This is a genomic window from Chloroflexota bacterium, assembly GCA_014360905.1.
Classification (GTDB): domain Bacteria; phylum Chloroflexota; class Anaerolineae; order UBA2200; family UBA2200; genus JACIWX01.
The window spans coordinates 51,815-75,323 of the sequence record JACIWW010000004.1 but is presented as its reverse complement, the minus strand read 5'-3'; the positions used below and the strand labels follow the sequence as shown (position 1 = coordinate 75,323).

Sequence of the window (23,509 nt, the reverse complement as noted above, 5' to 3'; positions counted from 1 at the left end):
TCGCAGATGACCTCTATTGTCAAAGAAAGTGTAAACTCGCCTCGTGATCACCACGTAAAGAGTCCTAACTACTTCGGCATTGCTTTCAGCTTAACGTACGCAGGACGTGGACGAAACTCTGGGTAGCCAGGCTCAGAGATGGCCCACCAATATTGTTCGTCGTCTGGCGTCCAATCCGGGTCAGCGATGTAGATGAGGCTCATCAATCCTATCCAGGGCGACCAATTCTCCTTTGCCCATTTATATGCCCGCACAAAATAATCTGCTTTCGTCTCCTCATCGACAGCATGCCACGAATAGTCAGGGTGAATTGGGTCACTCGTCCAACCAAATTCAAGCACAGCAACTTGTTTGTCGGCATCGCCGTACTTCTCCATGATGCGGCGGAGATCTTCAACCCGTCGAAAACAGAAGAAGCGTTGACCGCCATAGTAAGGGTTCTGTGCAGCCTCGTCAGGACTTAACTCCGGTGGTGCCTTATAGCCCGCAGCATGGACTCCCAACACATCAAAGTAGCCATCGCTGTTGCCTCCCATCGCCTGGTACATCTGCTCCAGATAGACATCGTCAGGTGTGGCTTCAGGAGAGTAGGTTCCTGTTGGTGTCAGTCCCGCGCTAATCACCATCGCAGTCGGATCCGCTTGCTTGATGCGCCGAAATGCTTCCCGCAACAACCGCACGTACTGCGCTGCATTAGGAGGACGGCCGCCCCACTCACGGGCCAGATTGGGCTCATTCCAGATCTCGTAGGCGCGAATACGCCCTTTGTATCGGCTGGCCATTGTGTACAGAAAATCACCCAAATCAGCATAATTATTGGGTGGGCCATTGGTTGGAAAATTGCCTCCAGCCCATTGAGGTTGATGGTCTATGCGTACCAGGAGGTCCAACCCGAGCTTGTTACACTCATACACGATCCAATCCACTCGGCTCCAATCGAACACGCCTTTGGCTGCTCCCTCCACATCGCGCCAGCCAATATTCTGCTTGACCCAGGTAAAGCCGGCTTCCTTGATCATGCCCATATCCCGGCTGGCAACCTCCGGGCGCCACCACAAGAAAGCCTGCATGCCATATTCGGGGGAGTTCATGCGCATGGGCTTTGGCGGTGGAACTGGGGGCAAGGGGGTGGCCGTAGGTATTGGGGTTGGTCCCGCTGATGTCGCCGTCGGTGGCACAGGAGTAATGGTCGGCAACGCAGGTATTACCGTTGGTTGCATCGGTGTTGCAGTAGGCGATGCAGGCGCAGCAGTTGCTGGCAGCAAAGTGGGTTGAGTTACCTGTGCCACGCTGGTAAACGTTGGGCGTGGCGTACGGGTAGCAACGGGAACGGAGGGCGTGGCAGGTTGGTTGAAGAACAGCAGCCAGATCAGTCCTATCACTCCAATGATCACCATGGCAAGCGCAAGCCATAAAATTACCGATCCTTTGCTTTGGTTTGGAAGCAAGCCAGTTGGTCTTGTCTCAGTCACAAAAATGCTCCTTCACGTATTTTACCGTTCACTTATAGGCCGAGCACAAACAGAGCACGGGGAACTCCCGTGCTCTGCGACCTGTCTTTGCAGCCAGGTTGCGAAGTTGCTGATGCAGACGCACTATTTGGGCATATTGACCAAAGCAGCAAATGCCGGACGCATGCTCCAATCCGGTCGGATAATCCCGAAAGCGGACTTTTCATTCTGAGGCCCACAAATGGGGCCAAAGTTGAGGTTCCACAGGAACATGGGTCCCACCCAGCCCCAGCTCTTAGCCAGTTGATAGGCCTGAACGATGAACTGTGCCTGCTCCATCTCTGTGTTGTCCGCAGCGTATTCATAACCGGTAGCGGGCCGCACGCCCAAGCCCTCCACAGAAGCCCAGCCAAATTCTGTAGGCCAGATCCGTTTTGCGCCATCGCCGTATTTCAACATGATATTCCGATAGCTCTCCATCGTACCCCGGAAGAACCAACTGGGATGCCCCTTGGCATTAAAGGTAGCGGTTGGGTCTTGATAGGTCTCCCACCTAACATCTGGCGGGTTGTTGTAACCACTGGGATGTGCACCTATCGCATCGCAGTAGTTCTTTAAGCCCGCTTGATACATCTGCTCCAAATAGATGCGGTCATCAATGGCAATGTTCCCATCATTGTAGCCCGTTGGCGTAAGTGCCCCTGACACTACAGTGGCATTAGGATCCACAGACTTGATAGCCTGGTACGCCACCTTCAAAAGCTCGACGTACTTCCGCGCATTGAGCTTACCCCCCAAGCCACCCCATTCGTAATACAGGTTTTGTTCGTTCCAGATTTCATAGGCTTGCACGCGCCCTTTGTAGCGAGCTGCCATTTCGCGTAGGAAAGTCCCAAAAGTATTTGGATCAGCCGGTGGGCCTTCATCGGTATCTTCAGGCGGGCGAGCCCATTTTGGGGCCTTGACCACGCTGAATAGCAACTTGATGCCCGCAGCATTCGCACTGTCCACGATACGATCCAGCGCTCCCCAATCATATTGTCCGGGTGCAGGATTGTAGCGGAACCACTCCACTTGCTGCTTGTACCAACGAAAGCCTAATTGATGGATCAGCCCAAAAAGCCGACCATGATCTGCATCGGTAATCGCATCCCCCTGGATGCCATAGTCAAAGCCTGGCCCGCGACTCGGAGCAGCTGAGACTGCCTGTGGCTTCGACGTTGGTTTCGGTGTAGGTGTAGGCGTTGGCGCAGGCGTGGGAGTTGGTGTAGGTGTAGGAGTTGGGCTGGGAACCAGCAGGCTAATGTCATTGCTACGCACGTTTGTTGTGCGTCCGCCATCGTCGGAAATAGCCGCCGCGATGAAATAACTGCCCGGTGTCGCAGGGGCTTCCCAGACGTAACTCGAACCAGTAAGCCCTTGGCTTGCCACTTTGCTGCTCTCGCTAGAAGGCCCTTCCCCTTGCCCCTCCAACAGAGAGCTCTCAAGGCTGGATTCCCCACCCGCGGGATCCTTTACCGTCCAAACAACGGTGAAATCGCTCTCCATGGACGGGATGTGCAATTCCTTAAAATGCGCTACCAAATCCCATATGCGCTGATCATTCTGTGTGTTCAGCAAATCTTCGAAGATCAAGCCACGCACGTTGTAGTCAGCAATTAACTGCAGCTTACGATCCATACTGGCTGCATTCTCCAACCAAATCTGGCAACTTCTACCTTGCTCATCCTCGTAGGTAAACCAATATTCATCTGCTTGTTGATCGTACTGCAATCCACCAGATTGCTGTAACACAGGTAGCACCAAAACCACATTCTCGCCACCGCTTACCAGTTCTTTGTCACCCTCGACTGCCACCTGAGCAAGCTCGGACAAGGCTTGTGCGTAAGAAATTCTGGTAGCCACTTCACCCACGATCTGGCAACAAGACACAGACAGGGCAATTTGTAGCTTAGTGCGGTTCACTTCGCCCACAGCCCAGCGGAGAAGCGCCTCCATTTGGCCACCTGAAGCCCAGGCTGTTGGAGATTCCAGCGCTGGGATGACCAGAACATCCACCAGTTGGCCCAATGCTCGCCAATCATAAGCACCCGTCTCCCAACAATCCTCTGCTACCTGTCTGGCCTGTGCCACGCGGATGGAAAGGATTTTGCCCTCCTTGTGTAAAGCATCCGCTAACTCTTGCACAAAGGAAACATATTCTTCACGCAAAGTAGGATCGAGTCCCTGGTAATCCAACTGCACGCCCGTGTACATCCCTTCTACCGCCAGGGCGGTAAGCGCAGCGATGTTCTTGCTGCGTGCCTCGGAATTGAGGAGGATATTGGTCAGCACTTGTGGCTGGACCACGCCATCCTTGCGATTGCTGACAACGGGCATAACCAGGTAGCCTTGCATACTAGGCCGGCTTGCAGTTAATACATCGTAAACAGAACCATCGCCGCTGACGTAAAATCCTGCTTGGTTGATCTCGGTCAAAAGGCCCGCTGCCCTTTCAGGTACGCGATTTTCAGCAGCCAGTACCGTGGCTATGGCGGGTCTCATGGGCTGTACCTGGGCTACCGCTACCAGGCTTGAGATGGAATCGAGATGTGCTTCGATCACACCGTCCTCTGGTATCACATGCGCCGGCACCCATATCCACCGCTGCCCATCCCAGGCATAGACATCTGCGTCATTAGGAGATAAATCCTGTGGCAAAGGCAAAGTCAGGATGGCTTCCTCTGGAGAGGGGCCATACGCCTGAAAGCGGTAGACATCACTACGCAGAGTAATTGGCTCCGCAGACAGGGCTTCTACTGCTGCACGCAACGCTCTATCTTTGGCACCAGAAATGAACTCGAGCGCAGATAGAACTGTCATTTTCAAACGGAGTTGCCTAGTTAGCGCTCCTGCAGGGATCAAAATCTGGGCCCCATCGGATGCAGTCAAAGCACCACCCATTTTCGAAATCACCGGATAATCATAGTGAAAGATGCGATTCCCCACAGAGAAAGGAGGCAGCCATAGGCTGACCACCAAGAGAATCACCGAAAAGATATATGCAGTATTCTCGGCCCGTGAATCATGTACGATCCGTCTGAGAAGCTGGCGAAGAATGGTATCCTTCATCGTGTCCTTTCCTGATTGGTAGTTGTGTGGATCAATCAGTATATTACATAATACCGGAGCTAAGATGCGCACGAAACGGCATCCCGCTCCGGTATCCTTTTACAATCTTTTGTGTGTGAGCTGATTCCACCAACAAGGGCTGTGCAATATCAGTATGGACATAAGGACGACTGAGAGAGCTCCTGATCGTTCCACGTCCACAATTGGCACTGATGTCCTCCAGATTCAGAGTGCCAAAATCTTACACAAGAATTGTGCTTTTGCAAAATGCGGCTCTGTGACCAATTGACACACGGTGTACAGCATCTATAATTCGGACAGAAAGGAGGTTGAGCATTGAAACACGTCTTGGGATTGAAATGTGTGCTCTGCGGCGCAGAATACGCGGTGCATGAGGTAGAGTATGTCTGCCCCAAACATGGCAACGAGGGCATCCTCGATGTCGTTTACGACTATCGGCTTATTGGACAGCGCATGTCCAAAGCACATCTCGCCGATAATCGCGACTATTCCATCTGGCGCTATGCCGACCTATTGCCCATTGCAGACCGGCAATGGATTCCCAATTTGCAGGTAGGCTGGACTCCGCTCTACTACGTACCTCGTTTGGGAGCACAGATGGGACTAATGCATCTCTATATCAAAGATGATGGACGCAACCCCACTGCTTCGTTCAAAGACCGTGCCAGTGCCATAGGCATTGCCAAGGCGAGGGAACACGGCAAAGACATCATGACCGCTGCTTCTACCGGTAACGCTGCCTCATCCCTGGCCGGGCTGGCAGCCAGCGTGGGATTGACCACGTATATCTTCGTCCCAGAGCGCGCTCCGCAGGCGAAAGTAGCCCAATTGCTCGTCTTTGGTGCGAATGTCATTATGGTGCGCGGCACTTACGATGAGGCCTTCGACCTGTGCCTGCAAGCATCCGCCCGGTACGGATGGTACAGTCGCAATACCGCCTATAATCCTTACTTGTCCGAAGGGAAAAAGACCGCTGCCTTGGAGATTTGCGAGCAATTGGGATGGCAACCCCCGGACAAGATCTTTGTCTCAGTGGGTGATGGCTGCATCATCGGCGGACTGTGGAAAGGGCTAAGGGATCTATATGCTTTGGGGTTCATCGAACGTCTGCCACAACTCATTGGAGTACAGGCGGAAGGCTCCGCGGTTTTGGTCAAGGCCTGGCAGGAGGGAACGGAGACGATTACCCCCATTGTACCCAATACCATCGCCGACAGCATCTCCGTGGGCGTGCCTCGCGATGCCATAAAAGCGCTGCGTGCTGTGCGGCAAACAGGTGGGCAATTCGTCGCCGTGAGCGACGAGGAGATACTGGAAGCCATACGCATACTGGGAAAGGGTGCGGGGATCTTTGCTGAACCGGCGGGAGCAACCGGATTTGCCGGCCTACGCAAGATGCTTCAGCAAGGACAGATCAATCCCGAGGAAAGAATTGTGGTGCTGGTCACGGGCAACGGACTCAAGGATGTGCAGAGCGCTATCCAGGCTGTGGGCAAGCCCTATGTGATCGAGCCGACCATGGAAGCCCTGCACAAACTCATGTCCAGCTTAGCTTGAACCCGATTACTCCCTTTTCGCCATATCAAAAGACTGTTCTTCATATCTGCCAGCTGCGTTCCAGAACATCCAACCATAGGTCTTGGCATCGGCTGCTGCTTGCTTTTGCAAGCGCATCTCTTCTATGCCGTAGGTTACATTGTTCCACGAATAGTGCTGCAGCCAGGGACGCACGCGAGTCTTGGTGCGATTAGTCAACTCAATACAACTGCGATAGACTACTTCATAGGGATATAAGAGAGGTTCCTCGTAGCCCAGGCTGCCACTGGCAAAAGTCGCTGGATAGAGCATGGGCGAGATATAGTGCATGTAGGGAGCGATGTCAATGACCCGCTGCCCAATGCCCATGTCTTCTTCTGGTGAGACCCAGACGGTCAATCCAAAGAGATCTGCCGATAGCAGCACCGCATGCGGTTCAAGCTCGCTGCGTAACCGAGCACAGAACTCGCGCATGGTCTTGCAACGCGATTCCGGTGTGCTCTCTTGCGCATATCGGAGCGTACTCACGTCCCCATCCGATGGAAAGCGCAAATAGTCAAATTGTAGCTCGTCAAAGCCGAGTATAGCCACTTCCTTGGCGATGGCAATGTTGTAATCTTGCACCTCTGCCAGAAAGGGGTCGAGCCATGCTGAACCCTCGAAATCAACCCATAACTCGCCATCAGGTTTATGGACTGCCAGTTCTGGATAAGCAGCAGCCAGGGTTGAGTCTTTGAAAACTACTAGTCGGGCAATGGTGTAAATTCCCTTCTCCTTGCAAAGTGCCAGAAATTGCTTGATATCCATTACTTTGGGTTGATACGCTCCGCTTTGCTGCGCTTTGGGCAAAGCACTGGGATAGGCCAGCCAACCGCGGTCATTCTTCACATCCACGACAATTGCGTTCAGCTCCGTGCGTTCCACTAGTTCGATGAGCTCGCGTACCCTTTTCTCACTGGTCAAAAGACCCAAGGGCATATAGATCCCCTTGACCTCGAATCGCTGCAGATTGATGTCCATCTCCGTGACCGGGCCAATCGGCATCTCCAAACGATCATAGTCCACCGCTGCAACGACGAGTATAGACGAAGCAGGCAAATCTTGCAGAGCATAGTGTCCATCTGCGTCGGTGATTGTAGAAGTAACCACCTCGCCGGCTGAGATCACCGTCACTGCGACACCAGCTAGGGGATGACCGTCTGTACTATCTCTGATTGTGCCCTTGAGCGTGTTCGGTCGCAACCTGACGGAAATGTCATCGTCCCCATTGTAGGTATAATCCACTGCCTCATGCCCAGCAGCCTGGATAGAGAGATGCGCTCCATCGAGCAGACGCTTGATAATCACGATGCCATCTTCGTCCGTTACGAACTGGGCAGAACCACATAGCACGAGCGAATGAGAAATAGGTTGTCCGGAGTAAAGGTCCAATACCTCTACTTTGGTCTTTGTAGGCTGTAGGGCAAAATCTTGTGCTTTCTGTCCATTGAAAATCGTGGCGCAAGGCTCATAACCTGGCATGGATGCACTTAGTACTGTCCCTGTTTTGAGCCTTTGTAGGACATAGTACCCCTGTTCATCGGCAATACTAGAAAGAAGTCCCGCCGCTATCGCACTACCTGGTAAAGGAACCCCTGTCTCGGCATCACGCACTACCCCTGATAGAATGGTTGGCGTTAAGGATACAGTCAAATGAACAGTCTCGCCAGGGAATCTTTCTTTGGGCGCTTCTATCTGCACAGGTTGATAACCATCCGCATACACAGCAATGGTTCGCATGCCGTGTACCCAGCCCAAAGCGAAGCTGCCTCCTCTATCCGAATAGTGGGTACTCTCATCAGTTTGAATAACCGCACCAGAAATGCCCTCACCAGTTAGTGCATCGCTGACTACTCCACGAACCTGCCGAGGATGCAACATGAAAAGGAGCGCCATTACCAGGGATATAAATGATAGAATGAAAACTATGAATATGAATCGGCGCATTTGTACCAAAAGGATGATGAATTAGACTTCCAAGTCTGGACTGTGATAATGAAAAACTACTCGCTCCTCCCCAACGTTGACGATAAGAATTCTTAAAATTAGATAAGCATCTTTTACCCAAGTTACCAAAAGCGAAAACTATACAATTAGGTTAGCTTTCGTTTTAACCTACTACAGGTTGTATCCCTGCTTAAGATACAACTTGATAAGAGGCGCTAGTAGCGGCTGGTCTGGCGTTGCCAAAAAGAAGCCCACAGTTTACAATCGTACGCAGTGTAGTGGAGGGACTCCTTTCCGCGTCCTTCATAATTATAGACGTTTTCATAGAGCAATTATGTTCCTCATTTTGCTCTTCTTTCTTGTCGCCATTAGACAGGTATTCTGTGCAAACCCTGGCTCTCTGATTGTGTTTTACTTGATGAAAGCAAACGGCAGGGAGACACGATTATGAACGCAGATCAGGCATGGCAAGCAGTGCTCGGTGAGTTGCAATTGCAGTTAACCAAATCCACCTTTGATACCTGGGTCAAAAACACCCACGTGATTAGCTATGAAGATGGAATATTTGTGATTGGAGTGCACAACGCCTATGCCAAAGACTGGTTAGAGAACCGACTGCTCACCACCATCAAACGCACCCTAATAGGCATCGTCGGCCACACAGTAGATGTCAAGTTTATCGTCCATGCACGGCATGGCAGGAAAACCGCGCAGGAAAAGGCGCCTCTAAAGATTCAACCTGAAGAAGCCCCTATTTTCTCGGCTCACATTGCCAATACAACGCCAAAGACAAGGCATTCAGAACGATCACTTGAGTATACAGGACTGAATCCGAAGCTTACTTTCGATGCATTTGTCGTTGGCAATTCAAATAGATTGGCACACGCAGCCGCCAGAGCTGTGGCAGAAAACCCTGGAAAGAAGTATAACCCTCTTTTTATCTATGGGGGTGTTGGCTTAGGCAAGACCCATTTGTTACAAGCTATTGGCAATATGGCCCTGGCCACCACTCCCTTTGTATTATATATCTCCTCCGAGACTTTCACCAATGAGTTGATCAACGCTATCCGCGCACAGAGTACAGAAGAGTTCCGGGCTAAATATCGAAACCAGGTTGATATCCTGCTTATCGACGACATTCAATTCATCGCTGGTAAAGAGAGCACGCAGGAAGAATTTTTCCATACGTTCAACACGCTTTACCAGGCAGGAAAACAGATCGTGCTGTCCAGTGATCGTCCGCCACGGGCCATCAAGCCACTGGAAAAACGCCTTCAGTCTAGATTCGAACAGGGTCTTATCGCTGACATACAGCCTCCTGACCTAGAAACTCGCATTGCTATCCTGCGTGCAAAAGCTGAACTACAGTCTGTTCAAGTCCCACCTGAGGTGATTGATTACATTGCCGGAAAGTTTCCAAGCAACGTACGTGAACTCGAAGGAGCGCTCAATCGAGTGGTTGCACACGCTGTATTGACCAAGGTACCACCCACTGTAGAGATGGCAGCTGCAGCACTAAGGGGAATCCTGACACGGGCTGAGTCGCTCACGGCTGATCAAGTGCTGGAAGCGGTCTGTGAATATTACGGTCTAGATCTACATTTGTTAAAGAGCCGACAGCGCAGTCACTCCATTGCCCTTCCCCGTCAAGTAGCTATGTACCTACTGAAAGAAGAGCTCGGTTGTTCTTTTCCTCAGATCGGTGAAATGCTCGGCGGGCGAGATCACACAACTGTGCTCTATGGCTGTGAGAAAATTCAGATCGGCATAGAAGAGGATGACCAGTTGCGCCGAGAGGTGTTTGCTATTAGAGAGAAATTGTACAAAGAGCGTGTATCCACAACCCATTAGCCATAGCTTGTGGATAACTACCTGATTATTGTGGATAACTACATCGCTATTGGGGGTAACTATCCCCTTGGAATTCTTTTGCCCCATATTCTCTAGCGCGTTGCTCCCCTAACTGTAGGGTGCAATTTCTACATCCTCTCAAGTGCTAGCGTGGTATTCTGCAATTCATAACTTTGCGCCATACTGCACTTTGTTCTGCATTTATCCACAGCTTGTGTGCACAACTCGTTTTCTGCTCTGTTGATGTCCGCCTACCCCTGGTAGTACTCGCTCCGCATAAACACTAAGAATGGTATTCGACCGAGAACTGTGAAGAAATAGAAACCTTTCTCCACTTGTTAACATCCTCTACTGTTACTATTAAGGTACATTAATCAGTTATTGATATCGAACGAATATGGAATTTGCTAAACTTGATTTTCGGTTGCATACCACGAAAAGTTGACGTGATTCTGAACATATGATAATATCTACATCGTGTATCGTTGAGTTGATGCGATACTAAGATCTTCTCCGTGGAAATTATCTAGTTGCCACGGCCCATTGCGGCGCGATAGGAGCGGCCAATGGCCGATATTTTCATCAGGCACATGGAAAAAACTGCCCAAGTTGCATTGGAGATCGCACAGGGCTGGGAGGCAGGCGAATATGCCATTTGGTACCATGAACGAGCTAGCATCCCTAGTATCTCCTATGTGGTGCAAACAGGACGAGCTCTCGAACAACTTGCTAGTGTTGTGCTCATTGTCTCCGTACACTCGCTTAGCTCCGACCAGGCAAGGCACGAAATAATGCGTGCGCGTGAATCTGGCAAGCTCTTTATCCCCATGTTTAGCCAGGTAATTCACAGTCAGTTCCAAACTCGGCAGCCATTATGGCATCAAATAGTGAGCAGTGCCTCCTCAATCGCGTTCTTGACGCAATCGTTTTTCTTATATTCAGCACTTTGAGTGCCAAAGTGTTGAGGTAAAAGAGAAGCGAAAGGTCGAGAGTGCAGGGTGGACACGGAAAATCAGATGTATTGAATGCAGGAAGGATGGCACACAATCTTGCGAAAGATTCTGCACAAATGGTATGAACATCAGTGGTTTGTGGCGCTCGGACTATGGCTGGTGACATTGTGTCTGGGGTACGTTGGATTCATCAAGCATTTTGCAGACCTCGGTCAGGTACGTTCATCTCTTGATCTCCTCTACCTTACTTTGCAGCTTTTTCCTCTGCAATCTGGCGCAGTCTCTCCACCGATCAGTTGGGAGTTGCAAGTAGCGCGGCTGCTGGCACCGGCAATTGCTGCTTATACTGTCTGGCAGGCTTTGGCGAGTTTATTTTATCAGCAACTACAGTCGTTGCGCCTGCGTTTTATGCACGATCATGTGGTGATTTGCGGGTTGGGACGCATGGGTTTGCTCCTGACCCGAGGATTTCTGCAGCAAGGAGAACATGTAGTAGTAATCGAGCAGGACGAGGGCAACGACTTCATCGCACTATGCCGGGAAGAAGACGCAATCGTGGTCCTAGGGAACGCCAGGGAGCGCGAGTTACTACGGTGGGCAGGAGTGCCTAAAGCGAAGTATGTGCTCTCTGTCTGTGGAGATGACAGCACAAATGCCGAAGTTGCTGTTCGCGTGCAAGAGCTGGCTACACAGCGACAAGGACGTCCAGTAGAGTGCTTTGTTCATATCGTGGATCCGCGACTGTACCACTTGCTCCGCGAGCAAGAAATCGCACCATTTCCTTCGTATCGGCTGGAGTTATTCAATATCTTCGACCGCGGAGCACGCCTTCTTTTGCAGGAACACCCACCCTTCACTAATATGGACGGCTTATTGATGCATCAGCCCCATGTGCTGGTCGTTGGGCTGGGGCGTATGGGGGAGAGCCTAGTGGTTCATATGGCCAGAGATTGGTGGAGCAAATATGCACCAAGCAATGGCCCTTTGCGGATGAGTATCGTGGATTGGGAAGCAAAGCGTAAAGCGGAGTTGCTATACCTACGTTATCCGAAATTGAGGAATGCCTGCGAGTTAGTTGCTCTGCAAATGGATATCCGCTGGCCTGAGTTCGAGCAAGCCCCATTTTTGTTCGATTCTGAGGGGCGCTGCGATGTAACGGCAATATATGTGTGCTTGGATAATGATTCTCTGGGCCTGAGAGCGGGGTTGGCGCTGCTGCAGTGCATCAGAGGGCGACGAATTCCCATTGTGGTGCGCATGGCACATGAGAGTGGGTTGGCAATGCTTCTGCGCGGTTCCCAAGGGGATGACTGCGACAAACTGCATGCGTTTGGGTTGTTGGATCGGACCTGCAGCCCAGAGCTGATCCTCGGAGGTACGCATGAAATACTGGCTCGCGCCATTCACGAGAGCTATGTGCGGCATCAGCAAGAATTAGGTGAGATTCCTGAAACTAACCCTTCCTTGGTCCCTTGGGAGGAATTGCCAGAGGAGCTCAGGGAATCGAACCGGTGCCAGGCGGAGCACATTATGGTGAAGTTAAAGGCGGTCGGTTATGGTATAGCACCATTAACCGATTGGGATGCGGAACGGTTCCAGTTTACAGCGGAAGAAGTGGAGCGGATGGCACAGATGGAGCATCAGCGCTTTGTCGAAGAGCGGCTACGTGCGGGCTGGACCTATGCTCTAGGTCCCAAAAACATGAAGCGAAAGACCAGCCCAATCCTGGTTCCCTGGGAGGAGCTGCCTGAATACGAGAAAGAAAAGGATCGGAATATGGTTTGCGAGTTGCCGCGCGTCCTCGCACGGGCTGGGCTACAAGTGTACCGTCTGAACTAGAGGCCCGATGGAAGGCTTTTTACTGAAAAGGAATTGTCCAGGTCTGAAACAACACACGCTGCTCAGGAATACCGATGCTGGGCATTCATCAGTTACAGCAGCAAGGACCAAAGGTGGGCCAGGTGGTTGCACCGCGCCATTGAGACCTATGGTATACCAGCGCAGTTGGTCGGTCACGAAACGCCGGCGAGGGAGCCTGCTCCAAAGCGTTTCCACCCCGTTTTCCTCGACCGCGCGGAACTCGCGGCGACTGCCGACCTGGGGCGCGAAATCGGGAACGCCTTGCGCGCCTCGCGCTATCTGATCATTGTTTGCTCGCCGCATGCGGCACAGTCTAAGTGGGTGAATCGCGAGATCGAGGTATTTGGCGAGTTAGGACGCAGCGACCGCGTCCTGGCGTTGGTCGTGGATGGCGAACCTCACAGTGGCAATGCACAGGAGTGCTTTCCAGCGGCACTGAAGCAGATCGAGCCCATCGCAGCCGATGCCCGTCCATAAGGCGATGGTAAAAGCAATGCCAAGCTCAAGTTGCTGGCGGGGATGCTGGGGGTGAGTTTTGATGTACTGAAGCAGCGCGATGCGCAGCGCCAGATTCGTCGCCTGCAGATGACAGTGGCGGTGGCTTTGGTTCTGGTACTGGTGTTTGCCGGACTGGCGTGGTATGCCAACGAGCAGCGGAAGAAGGCGGTCGCGTCTAGAGGCGGAGTCGGTGCTGGAGTTCCTGTTGTATGACCTACGGGAACTACTGGAGCCGACGGGGCGGCTGGACATCCTAGTAGAATATCGAGCCAGCCTAGTGATTATGGAACGTCTGACGGCAGAGGATCCGAGCAACGCTCTTTGGCAGCGTGAACTCGCAGTCAGCCACAGCAAGGTAGGTGGGACGTTGCAAGTGCAAGGGGACCTGGTGGGTGCGCTGACGGAGTATCGCGCCAGTTTGACAATTTTGGGGCGTTTGGCGACGGCTGACCCTTCCAATGACCTGTGGCAAGAGGACCTGGCGGTCAGCCACCAGGACATAGGACGCGTGTTGCAGACGCAGGGGGACTTGGCAGGTGCGCTGACTGAGTACCGTGCCAGCCTCACCATAACCGAACGGCTGGCTGCAGCCGATCCCTCCAACGCCGAATGGCAGCGTGACCTGTGGGTAGCTTGTTGCTGGATCGCGGATGTCCTGGAACATTCTGGTGACCCCGCAGCCCTTGAGTGGTGGCGACGAGCGTATGAAATCCTTTCCGGCATGAAGCGAGCCGGTATCTACATTTCCCCTGCCGATGAGGAATACTACCAGCAATTGCACCAGAAGCTGGAACAGTGAAGTGGCTGCGCAAGGTTGCTAAGCCCTCCTTATTGGAGAGGACATTAAGAACAAAGCCTGGGAGGCAACCAAATGTCAGACGTCTTTATCTCTTATTCACGAAAAGATATTGCTTTTGCGCGTGTGCTCTACGAAGCCTTGAAAGCCAGGGGTCTTGACATATGGGTTGATTGGGAGGACATTCCCCCCAGTGCAGATTGGCTGGTAGAGGTGTATCGGGCCATTGAAGGGGCTGATATACTGGTATTCATTGTCAGCCAGACGTCGGTCCATTCGGAGGTCTGCCGCAGAGAGATCGAGCACGGCCTCAGGAACCACAAACGATTGGTACCCGTGCTGTTGCATGATATAGACCCCAAAATTCTGCCACCTGAAATAGCTTCGCTCAATTGGATATTTTTCCGCGAACAGGACGATTTCCAGAAGGCTTTCGACAAGCTAGTGCGAGCGATTCAAGCGGATTTCGACTGGGTGCGCGCGCATACGCGGCTCCTCGTGCGCGCTAAAGAGTGGGACAGTAAAGGGCAGGACAATAGCTTTGCGCTGCGCGGCAGAGATCTCCAGGAGGCAGAGGAATGGTTGAGCCAAGGCGCGACAAAAGCACCCACGCCAACTCCGCTGCATGTGGAGTACATCCTTGCCAGCCGCAAGACAGCAACAAAGCGGCAGAGGGCCACGCTTGCTGCGGTGTCATTGGGCTTGGTAGTGTCAACCGTTCTGGCACTGGTTGCCTGGAGCCAGCGCAACGAGGCACTGGAGGCGAAGGCTATTGCTGTTGAGGAAGCCAGAGTACGCGCTACGGCGCAAGCTGAGGCAATCCAGCAGAAGGATAATGCAGAACAACAGCGTCGCATCGCTTTATCTCGCCAGTTGGCAGCGCAGGCGCGAACTTACCTTTCTGACCAGCTTGACCTAGCGCTGCTGTTGGCTGTTGAGGCCAGCCGCATTACCGATACGGTAGAAGCTAGAGCCAGCTTGCTTGATGCATTAGAGCACAGCCCGGGGCTTATTGCTTTTCTGCATGGCCACACCTCTTACGTGTTCAGCGTGGCCTTTAGTCCGCAAGGAAATATGCTGGCCTCAGGCAGTGCGGATGGCAGCGTTATGCTCTGGGACATAGCGCATCCTGAATCCAGCGGACGATGCCTCACTGGGCACACTGACGCAGTTAACAGCGTGGCCTTCAGTCCGGATGGACAAATGCTGGCGTCAGGCAGTTCCGACGGTTCCATTATCCTGTGGAATGTAGGGACTGGCTTGCCTCTCCTTGCTCCCCTTCAGGGACATAAACACCATGTGCTCAGTGTCGCCTTCAGTCCAGATGGGAAGACGTTGGCGTCTGGCAGCGATGACCAGACTGTGATTCTATGGGACGTAGCAACGGGAGAAGCGCTTGGTCAGCCGCTTGGGCCTCACTGGGGAATGGTGCAGGAAATCGCTTTCAGCCCGGATGGACGCATATTGGCAGCAGGCGCCTATCGCACCATTGTTCTTTGGGACGTTGCCTCCTGCAAGCTACTGATGCCACGCCTGGAGGGGCACAGCCATTATGTGACTTGCATAGCCTTCAGTCCAGACGGGCAGACGCTGTTGTCAGGTGGGGATGCTGATGACGCCATCATGATATGGGATGTCTCATCTGGGGATGCAATAAGTGAGATCCCTCTCATTGGTTACACCGATGGGGTGTTCAGCCTAGCTTTCAATGCCAGCGGAGAAACGTTGGCCTCAGGTAGCGGACATGGCACGGTAACATTGTGGGATGCGCATACGCATCAGGCGTTGGGTGCGCTGGTCACTGGGCATGCCGAAGGAGTGCCGACTATAGCTTTCAGTTCTGATGGAGCAACACTGGCCGCAGGCAGCGGGAACTTGATTATGTTATGGGACACGAAGCAGATTTTGTCCCAACCACTTGCCCGGCTTGTCATCAGGCAGGCTGGTTATACCGGGGGCCTCGCTTTTAGCCCTGATGGCAAAGCATTTGCCTCAGGGGGGAAGGATTATGCCATCATCTTGTGGAATCCTGTGACAGGCCAAGCCGTTGGCCAGCCTTTGAAGGGACACAAGTCCTTCGTAACCAGCCTTGCCTTCAGTCCAGATGGCCAGATGTTGGCATCTGGAAGCGAGGACAACACTGTCATGCTTTGGGATATTGCGATCCAGCAACCCATTGGCGAACCTTTGACAGGCCATACACGATCGGTCATGGGCGTTTCCTTCAGCCCGGATGGGCAGATGTTAGCCTCCTGCAGCGCGGACAAAACCATCATCCTTTGGGATATCGCTACGCACCAAGCGCTAGGTAAGCCATTAACCGGTCACACTGCAGAGGTACAAGGCGTGGCATTCAGCTCAGATGGGAAGATGCTGGCCTCCGGTGGCATGGACAGAACGATCATCCTTTGGGATGTTGCCACACGGATGCCACTTGGCCAACCATTGCGCGGGCATAGTTTTTGGGTCAACAACGTTGCTTTCAGCCCGGATGGCTATATTTTAGCATCAGGCGGAGGAGATTCTACTGTCATTTTGTGGAATACCACGACCGGTCAACCTATTTTCTCGCCTCTCAAGGGCCATAGCGTAGGGGTGCATAGTGTGGCCTTCAGTCCAGATGGTCAAGTATTGGCATCGGGCAGCGGCCAGGTAGCCCCGCCCACGGAGGACAACTCTATTATCCTATGGGATGTGAAAAGCGGCCACGTCATAGGTAGGCCGCTTATTGGCCACAGGTCTGCTGTAGACAGTGTAGTTTTCAGCCCGGATGGCCGCACCTTGGTGTCTGGCAGCCTAGATGGCACCATCGTACTCTGGGATGTGAGTCTGGATTCATGGCAAGCCCGTGCCTGTCGCGTTGCCAATCGCAACCTCACCCTAAAGGAATGGCAGCAATTCCTGGGGGACGAACCATGTCGGCCGGCATGCCCAAATCTAGCGGACCTTTGCAGGCCGTCCGCTCCGACTCCATAGCCGGGTTATGCGGTAAGGCGCTCTAAAGGAGGGAAGTTATTATGCGTAGAGAAGAATCATCGTATGCTCTTGGGCATATCGTTGAAGAGCTTACCCAGGGCAAGCCCTATGTTTTCGTGGTGATGCCCTACAAGTCCAGGTGGGATTTTTTCGTGCATATCCGCGAGGTGGTGCATCAGGCGGTGGGCCTTACGGCGATTCGCGCCGACGATGTGCATGGCGCAGGCCATGATTTGCTGGCCAAGATTCATTTGCTGATTGAAAGGGCAGAACTGGTAATTGCCGAAATTAGCACCCCTAGCGCTAATGTGTTTTATGAAGTAGGCTATGCAGTGGGTATGCAGAAACCGTTGTTGCTGCTCGTCGAGGAAGGGGTCGAGGTGCCCACCGATCTGAAGGAAGGGAAGTCATCTCCTATGGTGGCAGCCGGGAAGCAATGGAGATCTTTGACAAGCGCTTAGCAGATCATCTGCGTTCGCGGGTGAACTCGCAGATTGCCCTGCTGCGGGACATGTTGGAAGCGGACATACCCACGCCAGCCTACATTGTCGCAAGCCCTAGATACCCTGGCAAAGATAGCCGCATTCGCGCTCAAGCCTATGACCAACGAACATTTGGTGACAACTTGGGAGTTCTGGGTCTCATCTCTGCTTTTGGGTGCATTATGGGCGAGGGCAGAGGTGTGGAGCTGGTATCAGGGCAGTATAGCCCTCCAGACTTGCTAAGCCGACCCTTGAATCTCTATCTCATTGGCTCTCCGAAGAGCAACCCACCCGTTCGAGAGATGCTGCAACGCCTACAAAAGGGTCGCGAACCCAATTGGACCCTCGGAGCAACTCCCGGCGAGAAGGAGGAGGGGGACTATCTGACTGCTCTCTATCGAACAAGGAATGGCCAAACGGAGATAGTTGAAGGTAGGACGGAGTATCTGGGTACGGAAGGAGCACTTATCCACGTTATGGATCACGGGATTATCGTCCGCGGGCCGCATCCCGACTATCCGGGACGTCTCGCCATGGTCCTGGCCGGGCCGCATAGCCTGGGCACCGGTGCAGCGTGCCTGGCGGCTACCCGCTCCCCACTTATCCAGCAGATCAAAGCTGCTTTACCTGCTGGCGTGGACATTGCGGACAAGCGGCATACCCTGTGGGTGCTCGTTCGTGGAGAGATCTGCCGACGGGACACTTTGCTGGATATGGAAGGTGTAAGTGTGCTCGGGGCAGGGGTGTATGAGTGATCTGATGGGTAATCAATTCAGGGAGAACCATGTGGGCAAATCCTATAGCGTTGCAAGAGCATTCGCAAGATAAATGGAGGAATCGTGAGCAAAACAAAAGGTAAGCCAGGAGAGGTTATCGTTACGGGAGATGTAACGATGGATTGGAATCTGGCGCGCTTTCGCATTGCCAGGAATGATACAACTTTGCACGCATGGTGGGCTGGCGACCGCACCAAGGCCTGCTGGCATCGCGGTGGCGCGGCGATGCTTGCTGACCTTATTAGTGTGATTGCAGAGCCATTGGGTTATATCGTCCACCAGATGGATGCCCCACGGGATCCTGTGCATCCCGGCGATGAACGCTTCCATCACTCCTATGCCCTATGGGATCAGTTCAAGGGCGGAAAAGGCCATGATATGGCCTGGCGTGTAAAAGATCCTTTGGGGCTGGATCCCAGCCCTATGGCAGCGCCAGCATTATGGCAGAAAGTGCGCGATGACCGGGCTGATCCCATTTTGGTTGTGCTCGACGATGCTGACCTGGGTTTTCGTCATTGGCCTGAACTATGGCCGCGTGCTTTGTCCCACGAAAACTTCCGGGGGTGGGTTTTGGTCAAGATGGCTCGTCCTGTGGCACGCGGCCCACTGTGGGAGCACGTGCACGATACCTTCGCTCAGCGTTTGATTATGGTGATGACCATTGATGATCTGCGCCTGACGCAAGTGCAGATTAGCCGCGAATTGTCCTGGGAACGCACAGCTCAGGATCTATTCTGGGAGCTGACTAATAACCCACATGTTAGTAGCCTGTCGGATTGTGCTTACGTGGTCATTTCCCTCGACACGGCAGGAGCGTTGCTGCTCTCACATCTGGAAAGTGGCGAAGTCGAATGCACGCTGTTCTTTGACCCCAGGTTTACCGAAGGCGGTTGGAACGTTCAGTATCCCGGGCGAGTCATTGGTTATACCACCTGCCTAACTGCGGGTATCGCCTGGCAGATTCTGCACAATCCGGCTGAGCCCAATCTGGCACAAGCCATCCAAAACGGCGTGGCGGGGATGCGACTTTTACACCAAGTCGGCTATCTCGGCCCAAATACTGCTGAGGATCCATGCAGGCTGGCATTCCCTATAGACATAGTGGCGAACAAGCTCACGGATGAAGAGGGGAAACCACCCCTAGCGTCTATCAGGGTCCCAAACCCCATCTCCTTCCTGGTGGAAAAGCATGGATATGGCGTTAAGTCGTTATCACCATTCTGGACCATTTTACAGGATCGTTACCCGGAAAACCTGGACGAGGTGGCGCGTAAAGTAGTAGAAGAGGGTGTCGAATCTGCTTTGCAAGGAGTGCCAATAGGGCAGTTTGGCAAACTACTGACGCTAGATCGGCGTGAGATCGAGAGTTATCGCAGCATTCGCGCCGTTCTCGCAGAATATTGCAGTCGTACACAGAAACGCCCCATATCCATTGCTGTTTTTGGCCCGCCTGGCTCAGGCAAATCGTTTGGCGTGGAACAGGTGGCCAAGTCCATCCGGCCAGATGACCCGGAAGCCATCGAGATACGCACTTTTAACCTATCCCAGTTCCGGACGCCCGCGGATCTGATAAGTGCTTTGCACCAGGTCAGGGACTTGGTACTTTCAGGCAAGATGCCGTTGGTATTCTGGGACGAGTTCGACAGTCAGTTAGACGGGCAGGTGCTTGGCTGGCTGCGTTATTTCCTCTCGCCAATGCAGGATGGCTCTTTCCAGGAGGGGCAGGTCACCCACCCCATTGGCCAGGCTATCTTTGTTTTCGCCGGAGGCACATCTGCCAGTATGGAAGACTTTGCCCGAATTGCGATAAATGCGAGGGATGCTAAGGGCCCAGACTTCTTGAGCCGCTTGAAAGGGTACGTGAACATCATGGGGCCTAACCCGCTGGACCTCAAATACCCCGCTGGTGATCCATACTTCCTGATCCGCCGGGCGATTATCCTGCGTAACCTTTTTGAACGGAACGCCGGTTATCTGTTTACAGAACCGGATGGCAAGGGGAGATTAAACATAGATCCTGGCGTTCTACGCGCTTTTCTGCACGTCAGCAGCTACAAACACGGTGTGCGTTCCATGGAATCCATTATCGCCATGAGCATGTTGGCGGGCAGAAGCCGTTTCGAGCGCTCCTGCCTACCTTCCGAGGCGCAGCTCAACCTACATGTGAACGGATTGGAATTTCTGGCGCTTGTGCAGCAGCCTGAACTGACAGGTGAACTACTGGAGAAACTGGCTGCAGCGGTCCATGAGGTCTATACGCAAAGCCTAAAAGGCAAGCCAGATGTGCCTGATGCAGCGTCCATACCGTATGAACAGTTGTCTGTGCAACTCAAGCAGCAGAACCGTGACAATGTGCTGGACATTATGCGCAAGCTGGCTTTCATCGGTTGTGTTATGATCCCAGTACGCGGTAGCATAGCGACGTTTGCCTTCTCGGAGGCAGACCTGGAGAGATTGGCGGAGATAGAGCATGAGCGCTGGCTGCGCGCCAAGATCGTCACAGGTTGGCGCTATGGCACTAAGCGCGATGATGTAGAGAAAACTAATCCTGCCATGCTCCCTTGGCACCGCCTCTCCCCTGCAGAGCGTGCACAGCTTGAGCCCGACGTGGCAGCAGCGATTGGCGAAGAACCCCTCTCTGAGGAAGAAAAGGAGAAGGACCGCGCTCTGGTGCGTGCCATCCCACAGATTGCGGTCAGGGCAGGCTATGCTATTGTCAAGCTACAGGGTGAGGGGGCTAGATGGTAACTACCGGGCCGGGCTGCCGGTTGAGCTATACGCTGTCGTTCAAGATAGTGGCGCCGAAGGGAAGGGAAGGAGAGAATGGGAACCAAGATGCCGGAGACGAAAGATCGCGAGTCTGTTGCATGAGCCTAGTTGCCCTGGGCGATGTTGCTTGTGTTGCTAGCACTATTTATCGGGATGCAACTCATGTGGTCAGCGGTCTCTTGTGCTCATGCACCTTAGCCAGCAGCAAAGTCCCCAGCATATAGCACAGGCAGGCGCTCAAAAACAATGCCGTGTACCCCAGAAAGTCGCGAATGGGGCCACCGATGCCGGCGAGTACCCCTGCTCCGGCTGTGGCCAGGTTGGAGATGCCTAGGTAGCGTCCCCCTTCTTCTTTTGGAATAAGGTCTGTAGCTAATGCCCAGTTTGCGCTGAGAAAGATGCCTGCAGACAGGCCAATGAGGCTACCGAAGATAAGGATGTCCATGAGCGGGAAGCCTCCAAGTGTCAGCAGTGTACGACCGTTGGCAAAGACCATGAGAAACGCACCCATTGCCCCCAGGATGCTGGAAATGAGCACGAGCAGCTTTTTCCCCACGCGATCAGAAAGTACGCCCGTGGGCAGGGCAGTGAAAGCGATGGCGACGGCAATGATGGCCAACAGGCTGCCGCTCAGATTGTTGGCCTGCGCCAGGCGCTCCGCATAGGGCACACCAGGCCCGATCACCACATCGGCGACAAAATATAGGACATAATTGCGCACCAGGTTCATGCCCATGAGGACAAACAGGCGCGATAGGAGCAGCCAAAAGTAGTCTGGATATCTGCGTGGATCCACTTTAAAGGTATCTAACACGGTCTCGCGTAAGGATTGCTTGGGCGTGTCCCTCAGTGGTTCTTCATGAACCCCGATGATGGTGATGAGCATCGTTATGGTGAGCACGGCCATGATCACGGCAATCGCCAACAGGGTCTGACCCCGGCCCATCAATGCTGCTGTTGCCAAGGAGGTAACGATGATGCCCACAATCTCTGCGAATTGCTTCACGCCTGAAGCTGTACCACGGCGTTCTTCGGGAACCAGATCCGGGATGAGACCTTGGTACGGGCCGTGAGCTACGTTGGATGAAACTTGGAGCAGCATGTAGCTGAGGAACAAGAACCAATATTGTTTGGAGAGAGCGATACCCAACAGGAAGATCAAGTCAAAGAGCGTTCCAACCAGGAGGTAGGGTCGTCGCCGTCCAAAGCGCGAAGTGCTCCGATCGCTGATGTATCCGGCTACAGGTTGTACGATAATGGCAATGACCAGTCCAGCCGCGCTGAGCAACCCTAACGCAGAGCCTTTGATTTCATCGGCTACCATCGGCGGTGAAATCAAATTGGGTAAGATGATGGGCCCCATGCTGTTCCATAGGTACGAGAGGGCAAACCAATAGGCACTCAGATTGAAGTAGTCTAGGAAACGGATCTTTTTCATTGTGGGGAGTCCTCCTTTAACTGATTTACGTGTTCCGTGCACGCAGTAGGTAGTGAGCCAAGCCATTTGTCGAAGAAGTCAAGCACTTTGGTTATGTACTCATCGGGATAAAGTTGGTCTACGCAGCGATGGTCCGCTTCTGGCGCGATCCATAGTTCTTTAGGCTGGCGAGCTGCTTTGTACAGACGCTGAGCGTCACTCACAGGGATACTGCGATCCCGCTCGCCATGGATGATGAGCAATGGCCTTGGGGCAAGGCGACCCACCCAACGAATTGGGTCGCTTTCGGGCAACGAACAGCCCAATTGCTGCCCGGCTGTCCAAATAATTAAATTAGACATAACAAAAGCAATCGAGCGGGGTATCCCTCGGTTTTGTAGGTACGCGTTGAGGATAGTTTTCAATTCGGCGAATCCACTGTCGGCGACCACGACGCGCACTGCCTCGCTCAGCGGTGCGGTAGCCATGGCCACCGCTGCACCCATGGAAAAGCCCATCAATCCAACCCGGTTTATGCCGCGCTGTTGCAGATACACGATGGCGCCCAACAAGTCCTGGCGCTCGTAATAGACTAACGAGCTTTTGTCGCCATCGCTTTCGCCATGAGCGCGGAAATCGAAGAGCAAAGTGTTATATCCATGTGTGCGAAAATGGGGTACATATTGCAGATCTGGCGCCTTGCTGCCAGCGTAGCCGTGGCAGAAGATCACGGTACCACGAGGGTTTTGAGCTGGGATAAACCACCCATGGAGGGTGATTCCATCCAAACTAGGAAACGAGATGCTTTCGTAAGGCAATCCGAAATCAGATGGCGTTCCTCCAATAGTGGTACGTTTTGGATGTGTCAGATGGAGCGCGCCATATAGCACTATCCACGCGAGTGCCAAGGTGGGGAGAACACCCATTGTCAGTAAAGCAATGCAGGCTGCAGACATAGGTATATTATATAATACCTACAGGAATTTTTCGCAACTTTGGTGTAAAAAGTGAATTGTGGTAATATTG

The 23,509-nt window shown here is 53.0% G+C and carries 16 protein-coding genes; 11 read left to right on the top strand and 5 right to left on the bottom strand.

The features are described 5' to 3' along the window. Positions 1 to 68: 68 nt before the first annotated feature. Both H5T67_02890 and H5T67_02885 read right to left on the bottom strand, forming a co-directional pair. A complete protein-coding gene (locus tag H5T67_02890) occupies positions 69 to 1,472 on the bottom strand; it encodes a cellulase family glycosylhydrolase (GenBank protein ID MBC7244266.1) in 1,404 nt (467 codons plus the stop codon). Positions 1,473 to 1,595: 123 nt separating this feature from the next. Beyond that, positions 1,596 to 4,562 (bottom strand): beta-galactosidase, encoded by a 2,967-nt coding sequence (locus H5T67_02885; GenBank protein ID MBC7244265.1) that lies wholly within the window; start codon positions 4,560 to 4,562, stop codon positions 1,596 to 1,598. A 336-nt stretch (positions 4,563 to 4,898) separates the two neighbouring features. Here H5T67_02885 and H5T67_02880 point away from each other — a divergent pair, with 336 nt between their 5' ends. After that, a complete protein-coding gene (locus H5T67_02880; protein MBC7244264.1) occupies positions 4,899 to 6,140 on the top strand; it encodes a threonine synthase in 1,242 nt (413 codons plus the stop codon). A gap of 6 nt (positions 6,141 to 6,146) precedes the next feature. Here H5T67_02880 and H5T67_02875 read toward each other — a convergent pair whose 3' ends face one another. Continuing rightward, on the bottom strand, positions 6,147 to 8,039 hold the full coding sequence (locus H5T67_02875) for a carboxypeptidase regulatory-like domain-containing protein (protein ID MBC7244263.1): 1,893 nt from the start codon (positions 8,037 to 8,039) through the stop codon (positions 6,147 to 6,149). Between the two features lie 513 nt (positions 8,040 to 8,552). On the opposite strand from H5T67_02875, the gene dnaA reads away from it, so the two are divergent. The 10 genes from dnaA to H5T67_02825 all read left to right on the top strand — a co-directional run bounded on the left by dnaA (position 8,553) and on the right by H5T67_02825 (position 21,045). Further along, positions 8,553 to 9,956, top strand: a complete 1,404-nt coding sequence (gene dnaA, locus H5T67_02870) for a chromosomal replication initiator protein DnaA (protein ID MBC7244262.1) — start codon at positions 8,553 to 8,555, stop codon at positions 9,954 to 9,956. A gap of 566 nt (positions 9,957 to 10,522) precedes the next feature. Continuing rightward, the gene (locus tag H5T67_02865; protein MBC7244261.1) at positions 10,523 to 10,906 is read left to right on the top strand and encodes a TIR domain-containing protein; all 384 of its coding nucleotides are present in this window, start codon (positions 10,523 to 10,525) and stop codon (positions 10,904 to 10,906) included. Between the two features lie 99 nt (positions 10,907 to 11,005). Then, positions 11,006 to 12,748, top strand: coding sequence for an NAD-binding protein (locus H5T67_02860; GenBank protein ID MBC7244260.1), 1,743 nt, complete (start codon positions 11,006 to 11,008; stop codon positions 12,746 to 12,748). A gap of 33 nt (positions 12,749 to 12,781) precedes the next feature. Beyond that, the gene (locus H5T67_02855; protein MBC7244259.1) at positions 12,782 to 13,246 is read left to right on the top strand and encodes a toll/interleukin-1 receptor domain-containing protein; all 465 of its coding nucleotides are present in this window, start codon (positions 12,782 to 12,784) and stop codon (positions 13,244 to 13,246) included. Positions 13,247 to 13,297: 51 nt separating this feature from the next. Beyond that, a complete protein-coding gene (locus H5T67_02850) occupies positions 13,298 to 13,480 on the top strand; it encodes a hypothetical protein (GenBank protein MBC7244258.1) in 183 nt (60 codons plus the stop codon). Continuing rightward, positions 13,458 to 14,066: a hypothetical protein gene (locus H5T67_02845; GenBank protein MBC7244257.1), complete on the top strand. Its 609-nt coding sequence runs from the start codon at positions 13,458 to 13,460 to the stop codon at positions 14,064 to 14,066. Before H5T67_02850 ends, H5T67_02845 begins: the two co-directional genes overlap by 23 nt. A 72-nt stretch (positions 14,067 to 14,138) precedes the next feature. Continuing rightward, positions 14,139 to 17,039: a TIR domain-containing protein gene (locus tag H5T67_02840; protein MBC7244256.1), complete on the top strand. Its 2,901-nt coding sequence runs from the start codon at positions 14,139 to 14,141 to the stop codon at positions 17,037 to 17,039. Between the two features lie 41 nt (positions 17,040 to 17,080). Next, a complete protein-coding gene (locus tag H5T67_02835) occupies positions 17,081 to 17,500 on the top strand; it encodes a hypothetical protein (protein MBC7244255.1) in 420 nt (139 codons plus the stop codon). Beyond that, a complete protein-coding gene (locus H5T67_02830; protein ID MBC7244254.1) occupies positions 17,476 to 18,276 on the top strand; it encodes a hypothetical protein in 801 nt (266 codons plus the stop codon). Before H5T67_02835 ends, H5T67_02830 begins: the two co-directional genes overlap by 25 nt. Positions 18,277 to 18,360: 84 nt before the next feature. Beyond that, positions 18,361 to 21,045: an ATPase gene (locus H5T67_02825; protein ID MBC7244253.1), complete on the top strand. Its 2,685-nt coding sequence runs from the start codon at positions 18,361 to 18,363 to the stop codon at positions 21,043 to 21,045. A 181-nt stretch (positions 21,046 to 21,226) separates the two neighbouring features. On the opposite strand, the gene H5T67_02820 is transcribed toward H5T67_02825, so the two are convergent. Beyond that, positions 21,227 to 22,504, bottom strand: a complete 1,278-nt coding sequence (locus tag H5T67_02820; protein MBC7244252.1) for an MFS transporter — start codon at positions 22,502 to 22,504, stop codon at positions 21,227 to 21,229. Continuing rightward, positions 22,501 to 23,391 carry an alpha/beta hydrolase gene (locus H5T67_02815; GenBank protein MBC7244251.1) on the bottom strand — a complete coding sequence of 297 codons (891 nt, stop codon included), beginning with the start codon at positions 23,389 to 23,391 and terminating at the stop codon, positions 22,501 to 22,503. Before H5T67_02815 ends, H5T67_02820 begins: the two co-directional genes overlap by 4 nt. Positions 23,392 to 23,509: the final 118 nt, after the last annotated feature.